The organism is Azospirillum agricola (assembly GCF_017876095.1).
In the GTDB taxonomy this organism is placed as follows: domain Bacteria; phylum Pseudomonadota; class Alphaproteobacteria; order Azospirillales; family Azospirillaceae; genus Azospirillum; species Azospirillum agricola.
Genome location: NZ_JAGINM010000023.1, coordinates 12630 through 31747, shown reverse-complemented (window position 1 = coordinate 31747; position 19118 = coordinate 12630). Strand labels below are relative to the sequence as shown.

At 69.0% G+C, this 19118-nt stretch carries 19 protein-coding genes; 12 read left to right on the top strand and 7 right to left on the bottom strand.

The window, feature by feature from the left end; all coding sequences use genetic code 11:
* Positions 1-44: 44 nt before the first annotated feature.
* From J2847_RS26970 to J2847_RS34690, 3 genes are read left to right on the top strand one after another with little or no spacing between them, the layout of a single operon-like run.
* A complete protein-coding gene (locus tag J2847_RS26970; protein WP_209781867.1) occupies positions 45-914 on the top strand; it encodes a branched-chain amino acid ABC transporter permease in 870 nt (289 codons plus the stop codon).
* On the top strand, positions 911-1897 hold the full coding sequence (locus J2847_RS26965) for a branched-chain amino acid ABC transporter permease (protein ID WP_209781866.1): 987 nt from the start codon (positions 911-913) through the stop codon (positions 1895-1897). The genes J2847_RS26970 and J2847_RS26965 overlap by 4 nt, the downstream gene beginning before the upstream one ends.
* Position 1898: 1 nt before the next feature.
* A complete protein-coding gene (locus J2847_RS34690) occupies positions 1899-2624 on the top strand; it encodes an ABC transporter ATP-binding protein (protein ID WP_209781865.1) in 726 nt (241 codons plus the stop codon).
* Positions 2625-2642: 18 nt separating this feature from the next.
* Here J2847_RS34690 and J2847_RS26955 read toward each other — a convergent pair whose 3' ends face one another.
* From J2847_RS26955 to J2847_RS26940, 4 genes are all read right to left on the bottom strand, one after another.
* A complete protein-coding gene (locus tag J2847_RS26955) occupies positions 2643-3416 on the bottom strand; it encodes a family 16 glycosylhydrolase (protein ID WP_233474814.1) in 774 nt (257 codons plus the stop codon).
* A 173-nt stretch (positions 3417-3589) separates the two neighbouring features.
* The gene (gene rodA / locus J2847_RS26950; RefSeq protein ID WP_209781863.1) at positions 3590-4762 is read right to left on the bottom strand and encodes a rod shape-determining protein RodA; all 1173 of its coding nucleotides are present in this window, start codon (positions 4760-4762) and stop codon (positions 3590-3592) included.
* A 135-nt stretch (positions 4763-4897) separates the two neighbouring features.
* Positions 4898-6091 carry a GGDEF domain-containing protein gene (locus J2847_RS26945; protein ID WP_209781862.1) on the bottom strand — a complete coding sequence of 398 codons (1194 nt, stop codon included), beginning with the start codon at positions 6089-6091 and terminating at the stop codon, positions 4898-4900.
* A 102-nt stretch (positions 6092-6193) separates the two neighbouring features.
* Complete coding sequence (locus J2847_RS26940; RefSeq protein WP_233474813.1) at positions 6194-6826, bottom strand: TetR/AcrR family transcriptional regulator; 633 nt, start codon at positions 6824-6826, stop codon at positions 6194-6196.
* 211 nt (positions 6827-7037) lie between these two features.
* Between J2847_RS26940 and J2847_RS26935 the strand changes: the two genes are divergently transcribed.
* From J2847_RS26935 to J2847_RS26925, 3 genes are all read left to right on the top strand, one after another.
* Complete coding sequence (locus J2847_RS26935) at positions 7038-8147, top strand: HlyD family secretion protein (RefSeq protein ID WP_209781860.1); 1110 nt, start codon at positions 7038-7040, stop codon at positions 8145-8147.
* A gap of 73 nt (positions 8148-8220) precedes the next feature.
* The gene (locus J2847_RS26930) at positions 8221-9786 is read left to right on the top strand and encodes a DHA2 family efflux MFS transporter permease subunit (protein WP_209781859.1); all 1566 of its coding nucleotides are present in this window, start codon (positions 8221-8223) and stop codon (positions 9784-9786) included.
* Between the two features lie 104 nt (positions 9787-9890).
* Positions 9891-10400 carry a hypothetical protein gene (locus tag J2847_RS26925; protein ID WP_085553956.1) on the top strand — a complete coding sequence of 170 codons (510 nt, stop codon included), beginning with the start codon at positions 9891-9893 and terminating at the stop codon, positions 10398-10400.
* Between the two features lie 45 nt (positions 10401-10445).
* Here J2847_RS26925 and J2847_RS26920 read toward each other — a convergent pair whose 3' ends face one another.
* Both J2847_RS26920 and J2847_RS26915 read right to left on the bottom strand, forming a co-directional pair.
* On the bottom strand, positions 10446-11678 hold the full coding sequence (locus J2847_RS26920; RefSeq protein WP_209781858.1) for an E22 family MetX-like putative esterase: 1233 nt from the start codon (positions 11676-11678) through the stop codon (positions 10446-10448).
* 96 nt (positions 11679-11774) lie between these two features.
* A complete protein-coding gene (locus J2847_RS26915) occupies positions 11775-12092 on the bottom strand; it encodes a heavy metal-binding domain-containing protein (RefSeq protein ID WP_209781857.1) in 318 nt (105 codons plus the stop codon).
* Positions 12093-12269: 177 nt separating this feature from the next.
* Between J2847_RS26915 and J2847_RS26910 the strand changes: the two genes are divergently transcribed.
* The 6 genes from J2847_RS26910 to J2847_RS26885 all read left to right on the top strand — a co-directional run bounded on the left by J2847_RS26910 (position 12270) and on the right by J2847_RS26885 (position 16485).
* Complete coding sequence (locus J2847_RS26910) at positions 12270-12908, top strand: XRE family transcriptional regulator (protein ID WP_209781856.1); 639 nt, start codon at positions 12270-12272, stop codon at positions 12906-12908.
* Positions 12909-13211: 303 nt separating this feature from the next.
* The gene (locus J2847_RS26905; RefSeq protein ID WP_209781855.1) at positions 13212-14174 is read left to right on the top strand and encodes a YqaJ viral recombinase family protein; all 963 of its coding nucleotides are present in this window, start codon (positions 13212-13214) and stop codon (positions 14172-14174) included.
* A complete protein-coding gene (locus tag J2847_RS26900) occupies positions 14162-15013 on the top strand; it encodes a hypothetical protein (protein ID WP_233474812.1) in 852 nt (283 codons plus the stop codon). The genes J2847_RS26905 and J2847_RS26900 overlap by 13 nt, the downstream gene beginning before the upstream one ends.
* Before the next feature lie 32 nt (positions 15014-15045).
* The gene (locus J2847_RS26895) at positions 15046-15387 is read left to right on the top strand and encodes a hypothetical protein (RefSeq protein ID WP_233474811.1); all 342 of its coding nucleotides are present in this window, start codon (positions 15046-15048) and stop codon (positions 15385-15387) included.
* Positions 15388-15441: 54 nt separating this feature from the next.
* Positions 15442-15717 carry a hypothetical protein gene (locus J2847_RS26890; RefSeq protein WP_209781854.1) on the top strand — a complete coding sequence of 92 codons (276 nt, stop codon included), beginning with the start codon at positions 15442-15444 and terminating at the stop codon, positions 15715-15717.
* Positions 15718-15846: 129 nt separating this feature from the next.
* Complete coding sequence (locus J2847_RS26885) at positions 15847-16485, top strand: LysE family translocator (protein ID WP_209781853.1); 639 nt, start codon at positions 15847-15849, stop codon at positions 16483-16485.
* 33 nt (positions 16486-16518) lie between these two features.
* On the opposite strand, the gene J2847_RS26880 is transcribed toward J2847_RS26885, so the two are convergent.
* Positions 16519-18918, bottom strand: a complete 2400-nt coding sequence (locus J2847_RS26880) for a Tex family protein (RefSeq protein ID WP_209781852.1) — start codon at positions 18916-18918, stop codon at positions 16519-16521.
* Between the last annotated feature and the right edge of the window lie 200 nt (positions 18919-19118).

The following is a 19118-nucleotide window of genomic DNA, read 5'->3' as shown; positions in this document are numbered from 1 at the left end:
CTGCTAACCCGCAGGGCTTCACTCTTTCGGGTCGCCGCCGCTCCATGCCCATCGATTACTATCTCAACATCGCCGCCTCCGGCCTGTTGACCGGCCTCGTGTACGGGCTGGCGGCGCTGGGTCTGTCGGTCATCTTCGGCGTGGTCCGCGTCGTCAACTTCGCCCATGGCGAGATGATGGTCGCCGGCATGTACGGCGCCGTTCTGCTCGCCGGCTTCCTCGGGCTGGATCCGCTGCTGTCGGCGCCCATCGTCGCGGTGCTGCTGTTCGGCTGCGGCTGGGTGTTGCAGCGCGGCCTGGTCAACAAGTTCGTCGAACGGCCGGAGCACATGCAGTTCATCCTGCTGCTCGGCATCGCCAGCATCCTCGTCAACGCCATGCTGATGATGTTCGGGCCGGACGCGCGCAACGTCTCCGTCCCCTACAGCTTCGACACGGTGGAGGTCGGGCCGTTGCTGCTCGACGCGGTGCGGCTGCGCGCCGGTGCCGCGGCGATCGTCGTCGCGGCGGCGCTGTTCGCCTTCTTCCGCTTCAGCCGCACCGGCAAGGCGATCCGCGCCTGCGCGGACAACCCGCTGGGCGCCCGCGTGGTGGGCTTGAACATCGACGGGCTCTACGCGCTGACCTTCGGCATCGGCGCCGCCGTCGTCGGCATCGCCGGCGCGCTGATGAGCCTGCTGGTCGACGCCCGGCCGCAGCTCGCCCCGGAATACACGCTGCTCAGCTTCATCATCGTCATCGTCGGCGGTCTGGGCAGCCTGCCCGGCGCGCTGCTCGGCGGCATGCTGATCGGCGTGTCGGAGGCGCTGGCCGGGTTCCTGCTGATGCCCTCGCTCAAGTCTCTGTTCAGCTACGCGGTGTTGATCGTGGTGTTGCTGCTGCGCCCGCAAGGGCTGTTGGGGAAGCGGTCATGACCGGACGCGGACTCGTTCTCCTGGCGCTGGCCGGCCTGCTGCTGGCCGTGGCGCCGCTGGTCGGCGACCGCTACGTCGTCTCGGTGCTGACCACCGTGCTGTGGTTCGCCTATGTCGGGCAGGCGTGGAACGTGATGATGGGCTTCTCCGGCCTGCTGTCGCTGGGCCACACGCTGTATGTCGGCCTGGGCGCCTATGTCAGCGCCGCGCTGTTCGTGCATTACGGCGTCGGGCCGTGGGCCGGGATGGTGCCGGCCATGCTGGTGGCGGTCGCGGTCGGGACCTTCATCGGCTTCCTCGGCTTCCGCTTCGGCGTGAAGGGGGTGCATTTCTCCCTGCTGACCATCGCCTTCGCCGAGGTGGCGCGGATCGGCTTCGACCATATCCAGTGGCTCGGCGGCTCCGGCGGCTTCTTCCTGCCGGTCGAGGCGGGGGTCAGCGATCCGCTGAACCTGCGCGGCTCGCCGCTGCTGTTCTATTACGTGATCCTGGCGCTGGTGGTCGGCGCGCTCGCCCTGTCGCGGGTGCTGCTGCACAGCCGGCTCGGCTACCAGTGGCTCGCCGTCCGCGAGGAGCCGGAGGCGGCGGAGGCGGTCGGCGTCGACCTGTTCCGCGCCCGCATGACCGCCGTGGCGGTGTCGTCGGCGCTGACCGCGCTGGGCGGCGTGTTCCAGGCCTTCTATTTCAACAACCTGTTTCCCGAGCAGGTGTTCTCCATGGGCCGTTCCATCGAGATCATCCTGCCGGCCATCGTCGGCGGCATCGGCACCCTGATCGGCCCGATCCTCGGCGCCTTCATCCTGACGCCGCTGGGCGAGGCGCTGACCTTCGTGCTCGAGGAGAGCGGCTTCGACCTGCCCGGCCTGAAGCAGCTCTTCTACGGCGTGGCGCTGGTGGTGATCGTGGTGTTCCGGCCCGAGGGCGTGTGGCCCTGGCTGGCCCGCCGCCTGCGTCTGGTCCGCCAGCCGGGGGAGGGAGCCTGAGATGACCGCGCTGCTCACCGTTTCCGGCCTGTCCAAGCGCTTCCGCGGGCTGAAGGCCGTCTCCAACGTCTCCTTCGAGGTGCCGGAGGGGCGCATACTGGCGCTGATCGGCCCGAACGGTGCCGGCAAGACCACCACCTTCAACCTGATCGCCGGGGTGTTCCCGCCCGATGAGGGCACCGTCACCCTGAAGGGCGTGCGGCTGACCGGGCTGAAGCCCAATCGGGTGTGCGCCGCGGGGATCGGCCGGACCTTCCAGATCGTCAAGCCCTTCGGCGAACTGACGGTGGAGGAGAACGTCGTCGTCGGCGCGCTCGCCCGCGAGCGCTCGGTCGCGGTCGCCCGCAGCCAGGCCCGCGCGGTGCTGGAACGGCTGGAACTGCTCGATCAGGCGGCCCGTCCGGCGCGCAGCCTGACGCTGCCCGACCGCAAGCGGCTGGAGGTCGCCCGCGCGCTCGCCACCCGGCCAACCCTGCTGCTGCTCGACGAGGTGCTGGCCGGCCTGCGCCCGACCGAGGTCGACCGCATGGTCGAGGTCCTGCGCGAACTGAACCGCCGGGAGGGAATGACGATCCTGATGATCGAGCACGTCATGCGGGCGGTGATGGCGCTGTCCGACCAGGTCGTCGTGCTGGACCATGGCGAGAAGATCGCCGAAGGGACCCCGGCGGAGGTCGTCGCCGACCCCCGCGTCGTGGAATCCTACCTGGGTGCCGAGGAGGGCTGAGCGTCCTTCGGGCGCGTGTCAGTTGTTCAGGGTCGAGCTGTCCTCGCGGAAGCGGACCCAGGCGATCTCGGCGGTCAGCGGCTTGCCCGGATACTGGAAGCGGTGCAGCCAGGCGGTGTCGCCGGCGCCGTTCCAGAATTGCAGATAGAGCCGGCCGGGCAGGCGCGGCAACTCGTCCGGCTTGCCGGTGGCGGTGTGCACCGCCTTGCCGTCCACCGTCCAGACGATGCGGTCGGGCTTCCACTCGAAGCCGTAGGTGTGGAACTCCTTGGCGGCGTCGAAGCCGAGGTCGATCACCGTGTCGCGGTGGCCGACGCCGTTGGCGACGTAGCTGATCTCCAGCTTGGTGGTGTCCTTGCCGGCGATGCCCATGGTGATCTCGTCCCACGGATCGCCGAAGGGCGGGCCGGTGTAGTGGGAGACCGAGGTCATCACCCCCTCCGCCTTCACCGCCTTCAGGTTCACGCTGTAGGTGCCCGGCCCGTAGAAGCGGTGGGTGCGGTACTCGGCGCAGGACATCGCCTCGCGGCCGCTCGGCTGGTTGGTGACGGACAGGGTCAGCTTGCCCTTCTGGATCGCCAGATTCCCCTCGTTCCAGCCGCAGCCCATGTAGCTGCCGTTGCTCCAGCCGTTCGATTTCTGCCAGCGCGTGCTGTCGAACGTGGCGAACCGCTCCTCGAAGCTGCCTCCCTGGCGGCTGAAGGCTGTCTCCGCCCGCGCCGTCTGGCTGGCGAGCGTGGCCGCCAGTCCGACGCCCATCGCCACCATCGCGGCCTGTTTGCGAACCCGCATCTCCACCTCCATCGACGGGAAGGGACGCCTCCACCATCGGGCGTCCGCCTACCCGATATCGCGGAGGGGAGGGAAGGAGGCAACGGCGCGTCAGGGGTGCGACCGCCGGTCGGCCGGCTTACCCGTGCCGGCGGCGGCGGGGTACCTCCGGCGGCGGTTCCGGCGCGGCGCCTTCAGACATCGGTCACGCCGCTCTTGGGAATGCGGATTTCACGGTGGACCGACATGCTGAGCAGCAGGCCGACGCCGATCATCAGCGTCAGCATCGCCGATCCGCCGTAGGACACCAGCGGCAGCGGGATGCCGACCACCGGGATCAGACCCATCACCATCGCGACGTTGACGAAGACGTAGAGGAAGAACTGCGCCGTCATCCCGACCGCCACCAGCCGGGCGAACTGGCTGCGGCAGCTCAGCGCGATGACCCAGCCGTAGATCAGCAGCAGCAGATAGAGGGCGAGCAGCGCCAGCGCCCCGGCCATGCCGAACTCCTCGGCCAGCACGACGAAGATGAAGTCGGTGTGCTTTTCCGGCAGGAACATGAGCTGGCTTTGCGAACCGGACATGAAGCCCTTGCCGAACAGCCCACCCGATCCCAGCGCGATCTTCGATTGCAGGATGTTGTAGCCGGCGCCGAGAGGGTCGGTCTCCGGGTCGAGGAAGGTGTAGACGCGCTGCTTCTGGTAGTCGTGCAGGAACTCCCAGGCGACGGGGATGGCGCCGAGGCCGCCGCCGATCACCAGCAGGAACTTCCAGATGCGCACGCCGGCCGCGAAGAAGACGGCGCCGCTGCCCATGATCAGCAGCATGGAGGTGCCGAGATTCGGCTGCATCAGCACGAGGGCCACCGGCGTGAAGACCAGCAGCAGGGGCGGAATCAGCAGCAGCGGCCGGCCGATCTGGTCCAGCGTGATGCCGTGGAAATAGCGGGCCAGCGCCAGCGTCAGCGCCGGCTTCATCAGTTCCGACGGTTGGAGCTGGAAGAAGCCGAGGTCGATCCAGCGCTGGGCGCCCATGCCGATGCGGCCCATCAGCTCCACCGCGAGCAGCAGGCACAGCACCAGGAAGAAGATGACGTAGGCCGACTTCATCAGGTGCCGGACGTCGATCAGCGCGATGCCCAGCATCAGGACGAAGCCGGGAATGGCGCGGACGAGCTGCGGCTGCGCCCAGGGCTTCCAGTGGCCGCCGGCGGCGGAGTAGAGCAGGGCGACGCCCACCGCCGTGATGATGGCGACCAGCAGCACCAGCCCCCAGTTGATCAGCCGGAATTTCGTGCCGAGGGTGAGCTGGGAGCGCTGGGGCTCCAGCCCGCCGGAACCGAGGTTGGATAGGACCGCGACCATGTGCCGTGTTCGTCGATGGGGCCCGGCGGCGCCGGCCGGGCGGATGCGGCGGATAATGCGGCAAGGGACCCCGGCGGTAAAGCCGGGCGCGGGCGCGGCGCCCTTTTTCTCACCGTTCCCCCGCGATGGCCGGAATCAGGCCGTGACCGGCAGCGGGCCGACCGGTTCCGCGAAGCGGACCCGGTTCCGGCCGTCGTTCTTGGCCATGTAGAGGGCGGCGTCGGATTGCGCGAACAGGTCGGAGAAGGTTCCATGGCTTGCGTCCATCGCCACGCCGCCGACGCTGCCGGTGATGCGCAGTCCCAGCCCATCGCCGAGCGGCGTCACCTCGCGCTCGATGGCGGCGCGCAGGCGTTCGGCGACGTCCCATCCGACGTCCGGCCCCGCGTCCGGCAACAGGATGGCGAACTCCTCCCCGCCCAGGCGTCCGATCGTGTCTCCCGGCCGGAGCTGGCGGGCGCAGCAGTCGGCGACGGCCTGGATCACCCGGTCGCCGAAGGGGTGGCCCGCCTGGTCGTTGATCGTCTTGAAGCGGTCGATGTCGATGATCAGCAGGGTCAGCGGCCGGTCGTGCCGCCGGGCGCGCTGGAACTCCGTCTCCGCCACCTCGAAGAAGCGGCGGCGGTTGAGGACGCCGGTCAGCCCGTCGGTGTGGGCGAGCTTGGTCAGCTCCTTGTTGAACTCGTCGCTGGCGAGTAGGACGAAGTTGATGGCGCCCGCCGCCGTGCTCAGGAAGGCCAGGATGAAGACCAGACGCTCGGTCCCGTCATTGACCATCTGGTCGAGCGGCACCGCCGGCTGGCCCAGCGCCGCGCCGATGCGGGCGATGAAGGCGCCGGCCACGACCAGCGTCATGCCCCCGGACAGGTAGTGGGCGACGCCGCGCCCGCGGTAGAACAGCAGCAGCTCGGCGGCGATCAGCAGAAGGAGCAGGATGGCGGCGACGCTCGACAGCAGGCGGACCCGCGAGAGGTCTGACGGCCCGCCGAGCAGAAGCAGAAAGGCGCCGACGCCGACCGCTGTCCCGCAGGCGAGGGCGAAATGGCGCGGCACCGCCTTTTCCTGCACCTGCCGGGCGCAGACATAGTTCAGGCTCAATCCGGCGATGGCGAGGCCGTTGGCCAGGGCGGCCATCAGCTCCGGCATCATCCCGCCGCGCGTCGCCGCCACCAGGAAGCCGGCGCCGACCAGGAACTTGCCGTAGGCGAAGGACAGCAGCGAGCGCCGGATGTAGCTCGGGTACTTCATCGACGCCAGCAGGACCGACACACCGACCGCGAAGGCGATGATGGTGGTCATCTGGGCGATGAAGGCGGTGTCGAGATTCATGCGCCCTGTCGTCACGCGTGATTACGGCAGTATGCAGCGTGACGCTATCGGAGCAATGTTCGGGTGACAAGCGGGAAAGGACCGGTCATGGCCGGGGCCTGATTACGGCTTTTCCGCCGGGGCATAACCTTTGACGAACAGCGCGACGGCGGCGTTGACGAAGCGCTCGATTTTCTCGTCGCTCGGCCGGTCTTCCAGACACAGCATGAGTTGGAGGTGAAGATTGGCCTTCACCAGCCCGAAGAACTGGTGGGTGGCGAGGTCGAGATCCGGGATCGACAGCTCGCCCCGGCGCACCAGCTCGTCGAGGTGGGCGCGGACCTGGGCGAAGGTCAGGGCCGGGCCGGCGTCGTAGAAGGCGCGGGCCAGCTCGGGGAAGCGGTGCGCCTCGCCCAGAACCACGCGGTGCGCGGACAGCGCCTTGGGCGACATCACGAAGGTGACGAACTTGAGACCGATCAGGCGCAGGCCCTCGGCGGCCGGCAGGGGGCGTGCCTCCTCCCACACCTCGGCCAGGGCCGAGTTGGCGCATTCGCAGGCGACCATCGCCCGGAACAGCTCGTCCTTGCTGCCGAAATGCGCGTAGAGCGTCGCCTTGGAGACGTTGGCCTTCTTGGACACCGCGTCCATGCTGACCGCGCCATAGCCGTTCTCCAGGAACAGCGCGCCGGCGGCCTCCAGGATCTGGGCGGCCTTCGATCCCGCCTCTGGGGTGGGGGCAACCAGCGTGGTCATGCGTGCCTCATCTGCGACTGTGTTCTTCGCCCCTACCGCGTTCCGCATCGGACGGCAACCCTCTCATCGAAACTAAACCGTTCAGTTCGGTGTTGACAACAGATAGGTCATCGCGCATCTTCAGGCAACACTAAACTGAACGGTTCAGTTTCTTCCGGCGGCAGGGCCGACCGGCGGAACGACGGCCGCAGGGGCACAAGGGTTTCAGGCAATGGCAACCAATGTCCGCAAGATCGTCCTGCCGGTGATCGCGGCCGCGGCCCTGGCGGGAGGCGGCTACGCCGGCTATGGCTGGTGGACCGAGGGCCGGTTCATCGAATCGACCGACAACGCCTATGTGCAGAGCGACATCACCATCGTCAGCCCCAAGGTGTCCGCCTATGTGCGCGAGGTTCGCGTGGCGGAGAACCAGCAGGTGCGGGCGGGGGACGTGCTGGCGCTGCTCGACGACCGCGACTTCCGCGCCAAGGTCGCGGAGTCCGAGGCGGCCGTCACCGCCCAGCGGGCGGCGCTCGGCACGCTGGACAGCAAGCTGGAGCTTCAGCGCGCGATCATCGACCAGGCAGCCGCCACGCTGTCGAGCGCCGAGGCCGAGCAGCGCCGCGCCCAGCAGGATTACGACCGCAACCGCTCGCTCGCCAGCGACAGCTGGACCAGCCGGCAGAAGCTGGAGACGTCGGACGCCGACCTGCGCAAGGCGGTGGCCCAGGTCGCCAAGTCCCGCGCGGCGCTCGCCGCCGAGAACGATCAGGTGGCCGTCCTGCGCGCCACCCGGACGGAGACCGAGGCCCGGCTGGCCCAGGCCCAGGCGGCGCTGGAGACCGACCGCAACGACCTGAACAACACGGTGATCCGCGCGGCGGTCGACGGTGTCGTCGGCAACCGCGGCGTCCAGGTCGGCCAGTACGCCCGGCCGGGCGTGCAGCTGCTGGCGCTGGTGCCGCTGCCCGACGTCTATGTGGTCGCGAACTTCAAGGAGACGCAGATCGGCCGCATGCGTCCGGGCCAGAGCGTGACCGTTTCGGTCGATGCCTTCCCCGGCCAGAAGCTGGAAGGCAAGGTGGAGAGCTTCGCCCCGGCCTCGGGTTCGAAATTCTCGCTGCTGCCGCCGGAGAACGCGACCGGCAACTTCACCAAGATCGTCCAGCGGGTGCCGGTGCGCATCGCCCTGCCGCGCGACGGCGCGCTCGCCGGTCTGCTGCGTCCCGGCCTGTCGGTGGAGGCCGAGGTCGACACCCGCGGCGCCGACAGCCATCCGCATGTCGAGGCCGGCGGCGTGTTCGGCGCGCTGAACGCGAAGCAGGCGGTGGCCGCCAAGTAACGGCGGCCTCCAGAGACAGAGTGGCGGCCGATCACGACGACGGCCGCCTGTTTCCCGGACGGGGCATCATCCCATGGCGACACCGGCACCCGGTGCGGCGCACGCGATGCGTCCGCTGACCGCACGCGACCGCATCGGCTTCCTCGCCATGGTGGTCGGCATGTTCATGGCGATCCTGGACATCCAGATCGTCTCAAGCTCCCTGTCCGAGATCCAGGCGGGCCTCGCGGCCAGCGCCGACGAGATCTCCTGGGTGCAGACCTCCTACCTGATCGCCGAGGTGGTGATGATCCCGCTGTCCGGGATCCTCTCGCGCATCCTCTCCACCCGCATCCTCTTCACCATCGCCGCCGCCGGCTTCACCCTGACCAGCATCGCCTGCGCCTTCTCCGGCGGCATCGAGACGATGATCGTCTGGCGGGCGTTGCAGGGCTTCATCGGCGGGGCGATGATCCCGACCGTCTTCGCCACCAGCTTCGCCATCTTTCCGCCGGAGAAGCGGGCCGGCGTGTCGGTGATGATCGGCCTCGTCGCCACCATGGCCCCGACCATCGGTCCGACGCTGGGCGGCTGGCTGACGCAGAGCCTGTCCTGGCACTGGCTGTTCCTCGCCAACGTTCTGCCCGGCATCCTCGTGACCTCGCTGGTCTGGACCCTGGTGGACGTCGACAAGCCAAACCTGGAGCTTCGCAAGGGGTTCGACTTCATCGGCCTCGCCCTGATGGCCGCCTTCCTCGGCAGTCTCGAGTATGTGGTCGAGGAAGGGCCGCGAAACGACTGGCTGGCCGATGAATCGGTGGCGATCCTCGCCGTGGTCGCGGTGGTCGGCGGCATCGGCTTCTTCTGGCGGGTTCTGAGCTACCGCAACCCGGTGGTCGAGTTGCGCGCCTTCGCCGACCGCAACTTCGCCATCGGGTCGCTCTACAGCTTCATCATCGGCATCGGGCTCTACGGGTCGGTCTATCTGCAACCGCTGTTCCTGGCGCGGGTGCGGGGCTTCAACAGCCTTCAGATCGGCACCATCATGTTCGTGACCGGCGCCTTCCAGTTCCTGTCGGCGCCGATCGCCGGCGCCCTGTCCAAGCGGCTCGACCTGCGGGTCATGCTGGCGATGGGGCTGGTGCTGTTCGGCAGCGGCGTCTGGCTGAACAGCCACCTGACCGCCGACACCGGATTCTGGGAGCTGTTCCTGCCGCAGGCGGTGCGCGGGCTGTCGCTGATGCTGTGCTTCATCCCGATCAACAGCATCGCGCTCGGTACCCTGCCGCCGGACAAGCTTAAGAACGGATCGGGCCTGTACAACCTGATGCGCAACCTTGGCGGCGCCATCGGGCTGGCGGTGATCAACACCGTGCTGATCGAGCGCGGCGCCCTGCACACCAACCGGCTGGGCGACAACCTCAACCTCGCCCGGCCGGAGGTGCAGCAGACGCTGGATGGGCTGGCGGCCAGCTTCGACGGGCTGGTGGCCGACGCCAACGCGGCGGCGATGGCCAAGCTGGTCGGTCTGGTGCAGCGCGAATCGATGATCCTGACCTTCAACGACTGCCTGCTGCTGATGTCCGGCGTGTTCTTCGCGGCGCTGCTGTTCATGCCGTTGGTGCGGCGGCCGGGCGGCATGGTCAAGGCGGACCATTGAGCGGGGAAGGGGCGGGCGGATCAGGGTTGAGCGGGATGGGACGGGCCGCTCCGGTTGTGCTATAAGCGCCCGACCATCCATCCTCCGATCCCCACCCGGTCCGCATGAGCAAGCGTCAATACACCCGAGGCGAGGTCAAGGAGCTGCTGGGCGCCCTGGAGCGCCAGTGCCGTGAGGCCTCCAAGCTGGCCCAGCAGGCCGAGGTCGAGGCGAGCAAGCACAGCTTCGGCGCCTACCGCGAGTTCCGCGACAAGGTCGGCGAATTCCAGGCGCTCGTCATCCTGATCGAGCAGCGGCTGCGCAATCTGGTGGACAACCGGTCCGACGACCTGCGCGACCAGTTCGAGCGGCTGGACACGGTGATGCTGGCGCTTCTGGTGCGCGCCAGCATGCGCTTCTTCTTCGTGCTGTCGGCCAACCCGATCCTGCCGATGGGGGCCCGCGAAATCTTCGTGGCGGAGCTGCGCAGCCTGCACGACGCCAGCGAGAAGCTGAAGCGGCCGAGCTATGTCGGCAAGCTCGGCCCGGAACTGGACCGGGATCTGGAGACCGCCTCCCTGATCCTGGAGGAGATCATCGACAAGGCGCCGAGCCTGCTGAACTTCCGGGGCTGAGCCGGGCGCGCGGCGGCGGGCTGCCGCGCGCCCGTTGTCGGGCGGTCACTTCGCCAGGAAGGCGGCGATGCTGTCGCCGGCCTTGGCGATGTTCGCCACCCCGTCGAGATGGCCGAGGGTGGAGGTGACCGCCTCGCTGTACTCCACGGCGTTGCCCTGCTTCTCCAGCCGCTCCTTCAGCGGCCGCATGTTGCGGTCGGGCGGGAAGACCAGATCGTCGGCCGAGGGCAGCAGCAGGACCGGCGCCTTGATCTTGGCCAAGCCGTCCTCCAGCGAGCCGCCGTTGCCGGCCACGAAGGTCTGGTTGGCCTTGACCAGATAGAGGAAGTGGTTGGCGTCGCTGACCGCCGCGCGGCTGGCCGCCGCCTTCTCCAGCCACGCCTCGATGGCGTACTGGTTGCCGAGGGCGGCGCGTGGATCCTTGCCCTCCTCGGCCCATTTGCGGCCGAAGGCGGCGTCGGCCCATTTCCAGTGGCGGGCGTGCAGGGTGACCAGCTTCAGCGCCTCGGTCAGCCCGGCCTTGGGCTCGGCCTTGCCGTAATAGTCGCCGTTGTTCCAGTTGGGGTCGAGCTTGATCGGCGCCGCCCACAGGTTCAGCCAGCCGATCAGGAAGGGGTCGGCCTCCGCCCCGCCGATGGCGGCGATCACCCGCTTGACCATGTCGGGATGGGCGGTGGCCCAGTCGAGCGCCTGGAGCGATCCCATCGAACCGCCCATCACCGCCTGCAACGACGTCACGCCGAGGCTGTCGAGCAGCGCCTTCTGCACGTTCACGAAGTCGCGGATGGCGACGACCGGGAAGCTCAGGCCGTAGGGCTTGCCGGTGTCCGGGTTGGTGCTGGCCGGGCCGGTGGTGACGACGGTCGGATCCTTGGGCGACAGGTTGACCAGCGTGTCGGAACTGATGATGAAGTATTTGTCGGTGTCGAGCGGCTTGCCCGGCCCGATGATGCTGTCCCAGTAACCGGGGGCCGGGTCGTCCGCCTTGTATTTTCCGGCGGCGTGGCTGCTGCCGCTGAAGAAATGGGTGACGAGGATGACGTTGTCCTTGGCCTCGTTCAGCGTGCCGTAGCTTTCCCAGCCGATCCGGACATTCTTGATCGTCCCGCCGCCGACGGTGGTGTAGGAGGGCATCTCGAAGGTTTTCTTCTCGACGATGCCGTCCAGCGCCAACGCAGGGGCCAGGGGGGATGTCAGGCCGAGCAGGCAGGCCGCGAACGCGAGGCCGCCGAGGCGGCCGGACCAACGCGCGGCGGCGCTGGTGTCAAGACAACGCATGAACTCGTCCTCCCGATTTTTTGACCGGTTGCTTTTCTGTGCGGAAAGTCTACGGCACGCTGTGGCCCTGTCCAGCGCCGTTCGATGGCGGGAGGCTCACAGCCGCACGGCGGTGCCGTTCACCGAGACCATCAGCATGCCGTTCTCCTTGCCCAGCACCTCGTAATCGACGTCGACGCCGACGATGGCGTCCGCCCCCAGCGCCTGGGCCGCCGCCGTCATGTCGGCCAGCGCCGCCTCGCGCGCTTCGCGGAGCGCCGCCTGGTAGCCGCCGGCCCGGCCGCCGACGATGTCGCGGATCGAGGAGAACAGGTCGCGGAAGACGTTCACGCCCATGATGGCCTCGCCGGCGACCATGCCGAGATACTGGCGGACCGGGCGGCCTTCGACGCCGTCGGTGGTGGTGATGATCATTCCGGTGTCTCCTGTTGGCGGATGGCGCCGTACAGATGGCGGTGCAAACGGCCGAGTCCAAGGCGGCACTGCAAAATCGCAGGCCGGCTGAGTCCAAAGCGCCTCCCCCGCGCCGCGCCCATGCGGGCACCCTGTCCGTTCCGCTGCCGAGGGGCATTCTCACTGGGGACAGTCGCCATGGACGAGACGCGGCGGGCCATCCTGCGCTGGATGACCGGAGTGATGGAGGCGCGGACCTGGAGCGCCGGCGCCTGGGCGCGCCGGGCCGGCGTCACCGCCACCAACCTGACGCGCTTCCTGCGCGACCCGGTCCTGGGCAGCGTGCCGAGCGCCGACACGCTGGCCCGCCTCGCCCGCGTCGCCGGGTCGGAGCCGCGCTTCCTCGACGACCGCGCCTACCCGCCGGTGGCGCGGGTGCCGGTGCTGACGCCGGAGCAGGCCCATGTGTTCCTCGCCCTCGGGCGCGGGGCGGGGGAGGCGTTCCTCGCCGGGGCACTGCGCGAGGGCAGCGCCTCGATCCTGCTCGACGGCGCCGCGTCGCGCCGGGCCTTCGCCCTGCGCATCGCCTCGAAGAGCCTGAACGCCGCCGGCGTGCTGCCGCGCGACTGCGTGGTGCTGGAACCGCTCGACGTGCTGCCGCCGCGCGCCGGCGACATGGTGGTGACGGTGGGCGACGGAACGGTCTGCGGCTACCGCTTCTTTCCGCCGCAACTGCTGCCGGTGTCCACGGATCCCGATTGCCGGCCGACGCTGATCGACCACGCCCAGGTGGCCGGGGTGGCGGTCCAGGTGGTGCGGGCGCTCAAGCCGTCCTGACCAAGCTTTCCGTCCCTTTTGCGTCGCCTAAAATTATCACATCATTGAATCGAACGACCAAAGAACAAAAGAACACCGATAAATCTACCCCGATAGATCCGGCTATTGAAAGAAGCTGGTCAATGTCTTAAAGAAAAACCTGTTCAAATTCTTTCAAATGAGATATGGCTAAGCTATAGGTTCTTCTTTTGTTCTTGAAAGCTGCATGTTCGCATCCCATATTCAGGGTCCGGCGGCGGTGTGCGCCGGATGCGCTGCGAAGCCGCAGCGCCGCAGGGGAACAGCGAACAAACGGCGGTGGACATGGCGATCACGGAGGCGCAGCGTGCCTTGCGGGCGGGGCGGATCGGATCCTCGGACGCGACGCGCGTGATGGCCGGCGACTGGCTGGCGCTGTGGCGCGAGAAGACCGGACGGGCCGAGCGGGACAATCTCGATCTCGTCGCCGCCGTGCAGATCGGCATCGCGACCGAGTCCCTGCACCCCCGTTTCGTCGAGCACGCGACCGGCCTCGCTTGCGTCGCGGCGACCGACACCTACGCCCACGCCGAGCATGACTGGATGGTGGCGCATCCGGATTTCCTGGCGCGCAGCGCGCCGGACGGGGATCTCGACACCATCGTCGAGGCCAAGTTCAACAGCGGCTTCCAGAGCGATCTGGATCTCGCGCGCCGCTACCACTGGCAGCTTCAGCACCAGCTGGCGGTGATGGGGCTGGAGCGCGGGCTGTTGTCGATCCTGCGGCCGACCGGCCACGCGATGGTGGCGGTCCCGCGCCGCGCCGACGACGTGGAACGGCTGGTCGAGACGCTGGAGGCCTTCTGGTGGCACGTCGTCAACGACGTCGAGCCGTCCGATCCGCTGCCGATGGACGGCCCGTCCTACGAGACGCGGCGGGTGTTCGACATGAGCCGTCACAACCGCTTCCGCGCGCTCGCCGACGCGCTGGTCGACCGCCGGGCGGCGGCGCTGGAGGTGCGGGAGGCCGAGGCGGCCATCAAGGCGCTGATGCCGGACGACGCCCGTCTGGCCTTCGTCGGCGCCGACGAGCCGGGGCGGGGCCTGTATCTGGCGCGCGACCGCGACGGGCGGCTCAGCCTGCGCTACGGCGCGCCGCCGCGCCGGGCCCTGGCCGACGCGCAGGATTGGGTGCCCTCCGCTGACCCGAGCCTGGAGGCCGTGCTGAGCGACGGCTGGGCCGCCGGCTGGGGTGAGGGGAGTGCCGAAACGACTGGACAAAAAGGACGCGATCTATGGGACGCATGAGCAAGACCGACAGTGTCGTCGCCGAGAACCAGACCGCCGAGACGCCGGCCCAGCCCACGGCGCAACCCTCGACGGAGGCGAAGGCCGAACCGGCGAAGGGCCGCGCGGCGCCCCGCGTCGAGGCCGCCGACGGCCCGCCCCAGCGCATCGACACCCTGTTCCTGTGGAACCGGCTGAAGCGCACCGACCCGAAGGCGACCAAGCCCTTCACCCGCTCCGGCGGTTTTCGCGGCACGCAGATCGACCCGACCTGGCGGCTGATGATGATGACCGAGCAGTTCGGGCCGGTCGGCAAGGGCTGGGGCTACGAGCAGATGGATTGGACCATCGCGGAGCGGATGGTCTTCATCTGCGCCCGCGTCTGGTACATCGACCCGGAGACCAAGGAGAAGTGCTTCACCGGCCCGCAATGGGGCGGCACCGAGATGGTGCGCCGCCGCAACGGGATGGAGATGCCGGACGACGAGTGCTTCAAGATGTCGATGACCGACGCGGTCGGCAAATGCCTGCTGCAACTCGGGCTGGCCGCCGACGTCTACATGGGCCAGTTCGACGACAGCAAGTACCGTGAGGAATCGGAAGCCTTCTACGCCGCCAAGGCCAACCCGGATCTTCAACCCGAGGCCATCGAGGCCTTCGAGGCGGAGGTGAAGCGGCGCCTCAACGGCTGTCTCGATCTCGACGATCTGGAGGAGGTCTGGCGCGGCGGCGTCGGCACCCGCCTGCGCGAGATCGGCGCGATCGATCGGGCGGCGCAGCACCGCATCACCGGCCTCTTCGCCCAGAAGAAGGCGGAAATCCTCAAGCGCGAGGAGGAGGACGGCCGGGAAGCCGCCTGATCCTTGGAGAGCGAGCCCTCTGGAGACTGGCCATGACGGCACGGACGACGGCGCCCCCCACCCATTCGCCCAGCGGGCTGTTCCGCATGAGCATCTGGGAAAGCGAGTTCGAACGGAGCAACGCCCAGCTTCCGCGCTGGTACTGGGACCATGACCGGCGGCGGCGGTATTACGCCCGCTGGGTCGAGGCGGAGGCCGGGACGCTCGCCTCGCGGCTGTCGGGGCTGCTGCGTCCCGACACCCCGGCGGAAACCGCAGGGCCGGCCAGCCTTTTGATCGAGTCGCTCGCCCGTGACATCGACTGGGCCCGACGGTTGGAAGAGGACGATCCCGAGGAAGACATGCACCGCGATCCATTGCGCCACGCGGCCTGACGCCCCGTGGCCCGACCGGATCGTTCACCGACTGACCGAAAAGGACGCGACGTCATGATGATCGAGGAGGTCCAGGCGCGTCTGCGCGCCGCTCAAGCCCAGGTCGGGCGCGAGGGCCGCTTCGCCCTCACCCTCACCCTGAACGGGCGTGAGGATTGCTACATCACCCATTGGTTCCGCCCCGACCCGCACGCCTTCGAGGATTGCCGGGCGGTGGGGTCGGGGACGGTGGCGGATTGCCTCGCGGCGCTGGACCGTTACGTGGCGGCCAATCGGAAGGCCGCCGCGCCCGCGTCCGCCGAGGCTCCGGCGCTGATGGCCGCCGAATGACATCCCCGTAACCGGTACGGCCATCGGCTCTCGCCCCTCGTTCTCCCCGCGAACGAGGGGCTTTTTTCATGACGCCGGGCAAGAGCCGCGGTAACCTTTCGCAAATTGTGCTCTTTGCGGGGGACGCTGATGGAACCGGCTTTCGCTCTGGCGGGAATTCTCGGCGCGCTGGCGGTCGGTGCCGCCAGCCCGGGGCCGAGCTTCGTGCTGGTCGCCCGCACCTCGGTCGCGGTGTCGCGGCGCGCCGGCCTCGCCGCCGCCCTCGGCATGGGCGTCGGCGGGGTGGTCTTCGCGGCCCTGGCGCTGCTCGGCCTGCACGCGCTGCTGATGCAGGTCGACTGGCTCCATGCCGTCCTGAAGCTGGCCGGCGGAGTCTATCTGGTCTGGCTGGCCGTGCGCATCTGGCGCGGCGCGGCCGAACCGCTGGCGGTGGCGGAGCAAGGCGATACCGCGCCCGCCGGGCTCGCCAGACCCTTCATCTTCGGGCTGACGACGCAGCTCTGCAACCCGAAGACGGCCATCGTCTACGGCAGCATCTTCGCGGCCCTGCTGCCGGCGAACCCTCCGGGCTGGCTGCTTTCCGTCCTGCCCCCGTCGGTCTTCCTGATCGAGGCGGGATGGTACGCGGCGGTGGCGCTGGCCTTCTCGGCCGGGCGCCCGCGCGCCGCCTATCTGCGTTTCAAGAGTTGGATAGACCGCGTCGCGGCGACCGCCATCGGGGCTCTGGGCCTGCGGCTCGTTGCCGACGCCACCACCCCCGCGCCCTGACCCGCCGTTGGGGCGGGCCGGGCAGGGCATCGTCTACTTCTTCTTCCCGGCCTGCGCCCGTGCGAAGGCTTCGGCGAAGGCGTTGTTGAGCGGTTCCGGAGCCTTGGCCGGCCTGGGCGCGGAAGGCTTGGCGGCGGCCGGCGACGGGGCAGGGCGGTTGCCCTGGTGAGGACGCTCCCCCTGACGCTCCCCTTGCGGGCGGCCTCCCTGGGGGCGGCCGTTGCCGGGCGACTGTTCGCCCTGTCCGCCTCGCGCCGCCGGGCGCGGGGCCTCGTCGGTCAGGCGCATGGTCAGGGCGATGCGCTTGCGCGGGATGTCGACCTCCAGCACCTTGACCTTCACCACGTCGCCGGCCTTCACGACCGTGTGCGGATCCTTCACGAAGCTGGTCGAGAGCTGCGAGATGTGGACCAGCCCGTCCTGGTGGACGCCGATGTCGACGAAGGCGCCGAAGGCGGTGATGTTGGTGGCGACGCCCTCCAGGATCATGCCGGGCTGGAGATCCTTCAGTTCCTCGACGCCGTCCTTGAAGGTGGCGGTCTTGAACTCGGGACGCGGGTCGCGGCCGGGCTTCTCGAGTTCCTTGATGATGTCCTCGACGGTCGGCACGCCGAACCGCGCGTCGGTGAAGTCCTCGGCCTGGAGGCCGCGCAGGAAACGGGCGTCGCCGATGACGCTGCCCAGATCCTTGCCGGTCGTCTTCACGATGCGCTCCACCACCGGGTAGGCTTCCGGGTGGACCGCCGAGCCGTCGAGCGGGTTGTCGCCGGCCCGGATGCGCAGGAAGCCGGCGGCCTGCTCGAAGGTCTTCGGCCCCAGCCGCGCCACGTCGAGCAGCTGCTTGCGCGAGCGGAAGGCGCCGTTGCGGTCGCGGTGCTCGACGATGTTGCGGGCGATGGTCTCGTTCAGGCCCGACACGCGGGTCAGCAGCGGCACCGAGGCGGTGTTGAGGTCGACGCCGACCGCGTTCACGCAATCCTCGACCACCGCGTCCAGCGAACGGGCCAGCTTGCCGCCCGCCACATCATGCTGGTATTGGCCGACGCCGATCGACTTCGGCTCGATCTTCACCAGCTCGGCCAGCGGGTCCTGGAGGCGGCGGGCGATGGAGACGGCGCCGCGCAGGCTGACGTCGAGGCCGGGGAATTCCAGCGCCGCCGTCTCCGACGCCGAATAGACCGAGGCGCCGGCCTCGCTGACCACCAGCTTGGTCAGCGACAGCTCCGGGTGGCGCTTCATCAGGTCGGACGCCAGTTTGTCGGTCTCGCGGGACGCGGTGCCGTTGCCGATGGAGATCAGCTCGGCCTTGTGGCGGTGGGCCAGCGCCGCCAGCACGGCGATGGAACCGTCCCAGTCGTTGCGCGGCGGGTGCGGGTAGATGGTGGTCGTCTCGACCAGCTTGCCGGTGGCGTCGACCACCGCGACCTTCACGCCGGTGCGGATGCCGGGGTCGAGGCCGATGGTGGCGCGCTGGCCGGCCGGGGCGGCGAGCAGCAGGTCGTGCAGGTTGCGGGCAAAGACGCGGATCGCCTCGTCCTCCGCCCGCTCGCGCAGGCTCCCCATCAGGTCGGTCTCGACATGCGGGCCGATCTTCAGCTTCCAGGTCCAGCGGACGACGTCGGACAGCCATTTGTCGGCCGGCCGGCCCTGGTCCCGGATTCCGGTGTGGGCGGCGATGGTGCGCTCGGCCGGGTGCGGCTGCCCCTCCTCGACCGGCAGATCGAGGCGGATGTCGAGCACGCCCTGGGTCCGGCCGCGGAACAACGCCAGCGCCCGGTGCGACGGCACCTTGGCCCAGTTCTCCGAGAAATCGAAATAGTCGGAGAACTTGGCGCCTTCCGCCTTCTTCTCCTCGATCGCCTTGGAGGTGATGACGCCCTTGTCCGCCATGGCGGTGCGCAGGCGGCCGACCAGCTCGGCGTCCTCGCCGAAGCGCTCGACCAGGATGTGGCGGGCGCCGTCGAGCGCCGCCTTGACGTCGGCGACCTGCCTGTCGGCGTCGACGAAGGCGGCGGCCTCGCCTTCCGGACTGCGCGACGGGTCGGCGAGCAGGAGGTCGGCCAGCGGCTCCAGCCCGGCCTCGCGGGCGATCTGGGCCTTGGTGCGGCGCTTCTGCTTGTAGGGGAGGTAGAGATCCTCCAGCCGGGTCTTGGTGTCGGCCTGCTCGATCTGGCGCTTCAGTTCGGGCGTCAGCTTGCCCTGCTCGCCGATGGTCGCCAGGATGGTGGCGCGGCGGTCCTCCAGCTCGCGCAGGTAGCCCAGGCGCTCCTCCAGCGTGCGGAGCTGGGTGTCGTCGAGCCCGCCGGTCGCTTCCTTGCGGTAGCGCGCGATGAAGGGCACCGTGGAGCCCTCGTCGAGCATGGCGACGGCCGAGGCGACCTGGGATTCGCGGACCGACAGTTCGTCGGCGATGCGCTGGCTGATGGACAGCATGAGGATGAACCGTGCTGGCTATGGAACCCGAAGGCGGCTCCTATAGCGCGGTGGGGGCGATCCGGCCAGCCCCCTGATGGTCAGCGGGGTCGGACCGGTTGCCGGACGGTGTTTCGCAAAAAGGTGGTAGGGGCGTATTCCTTCGCCGTCTTCACCGGACGTTAACCATGTTGGCCCTATATCTTTGCGTGCAACTTGGT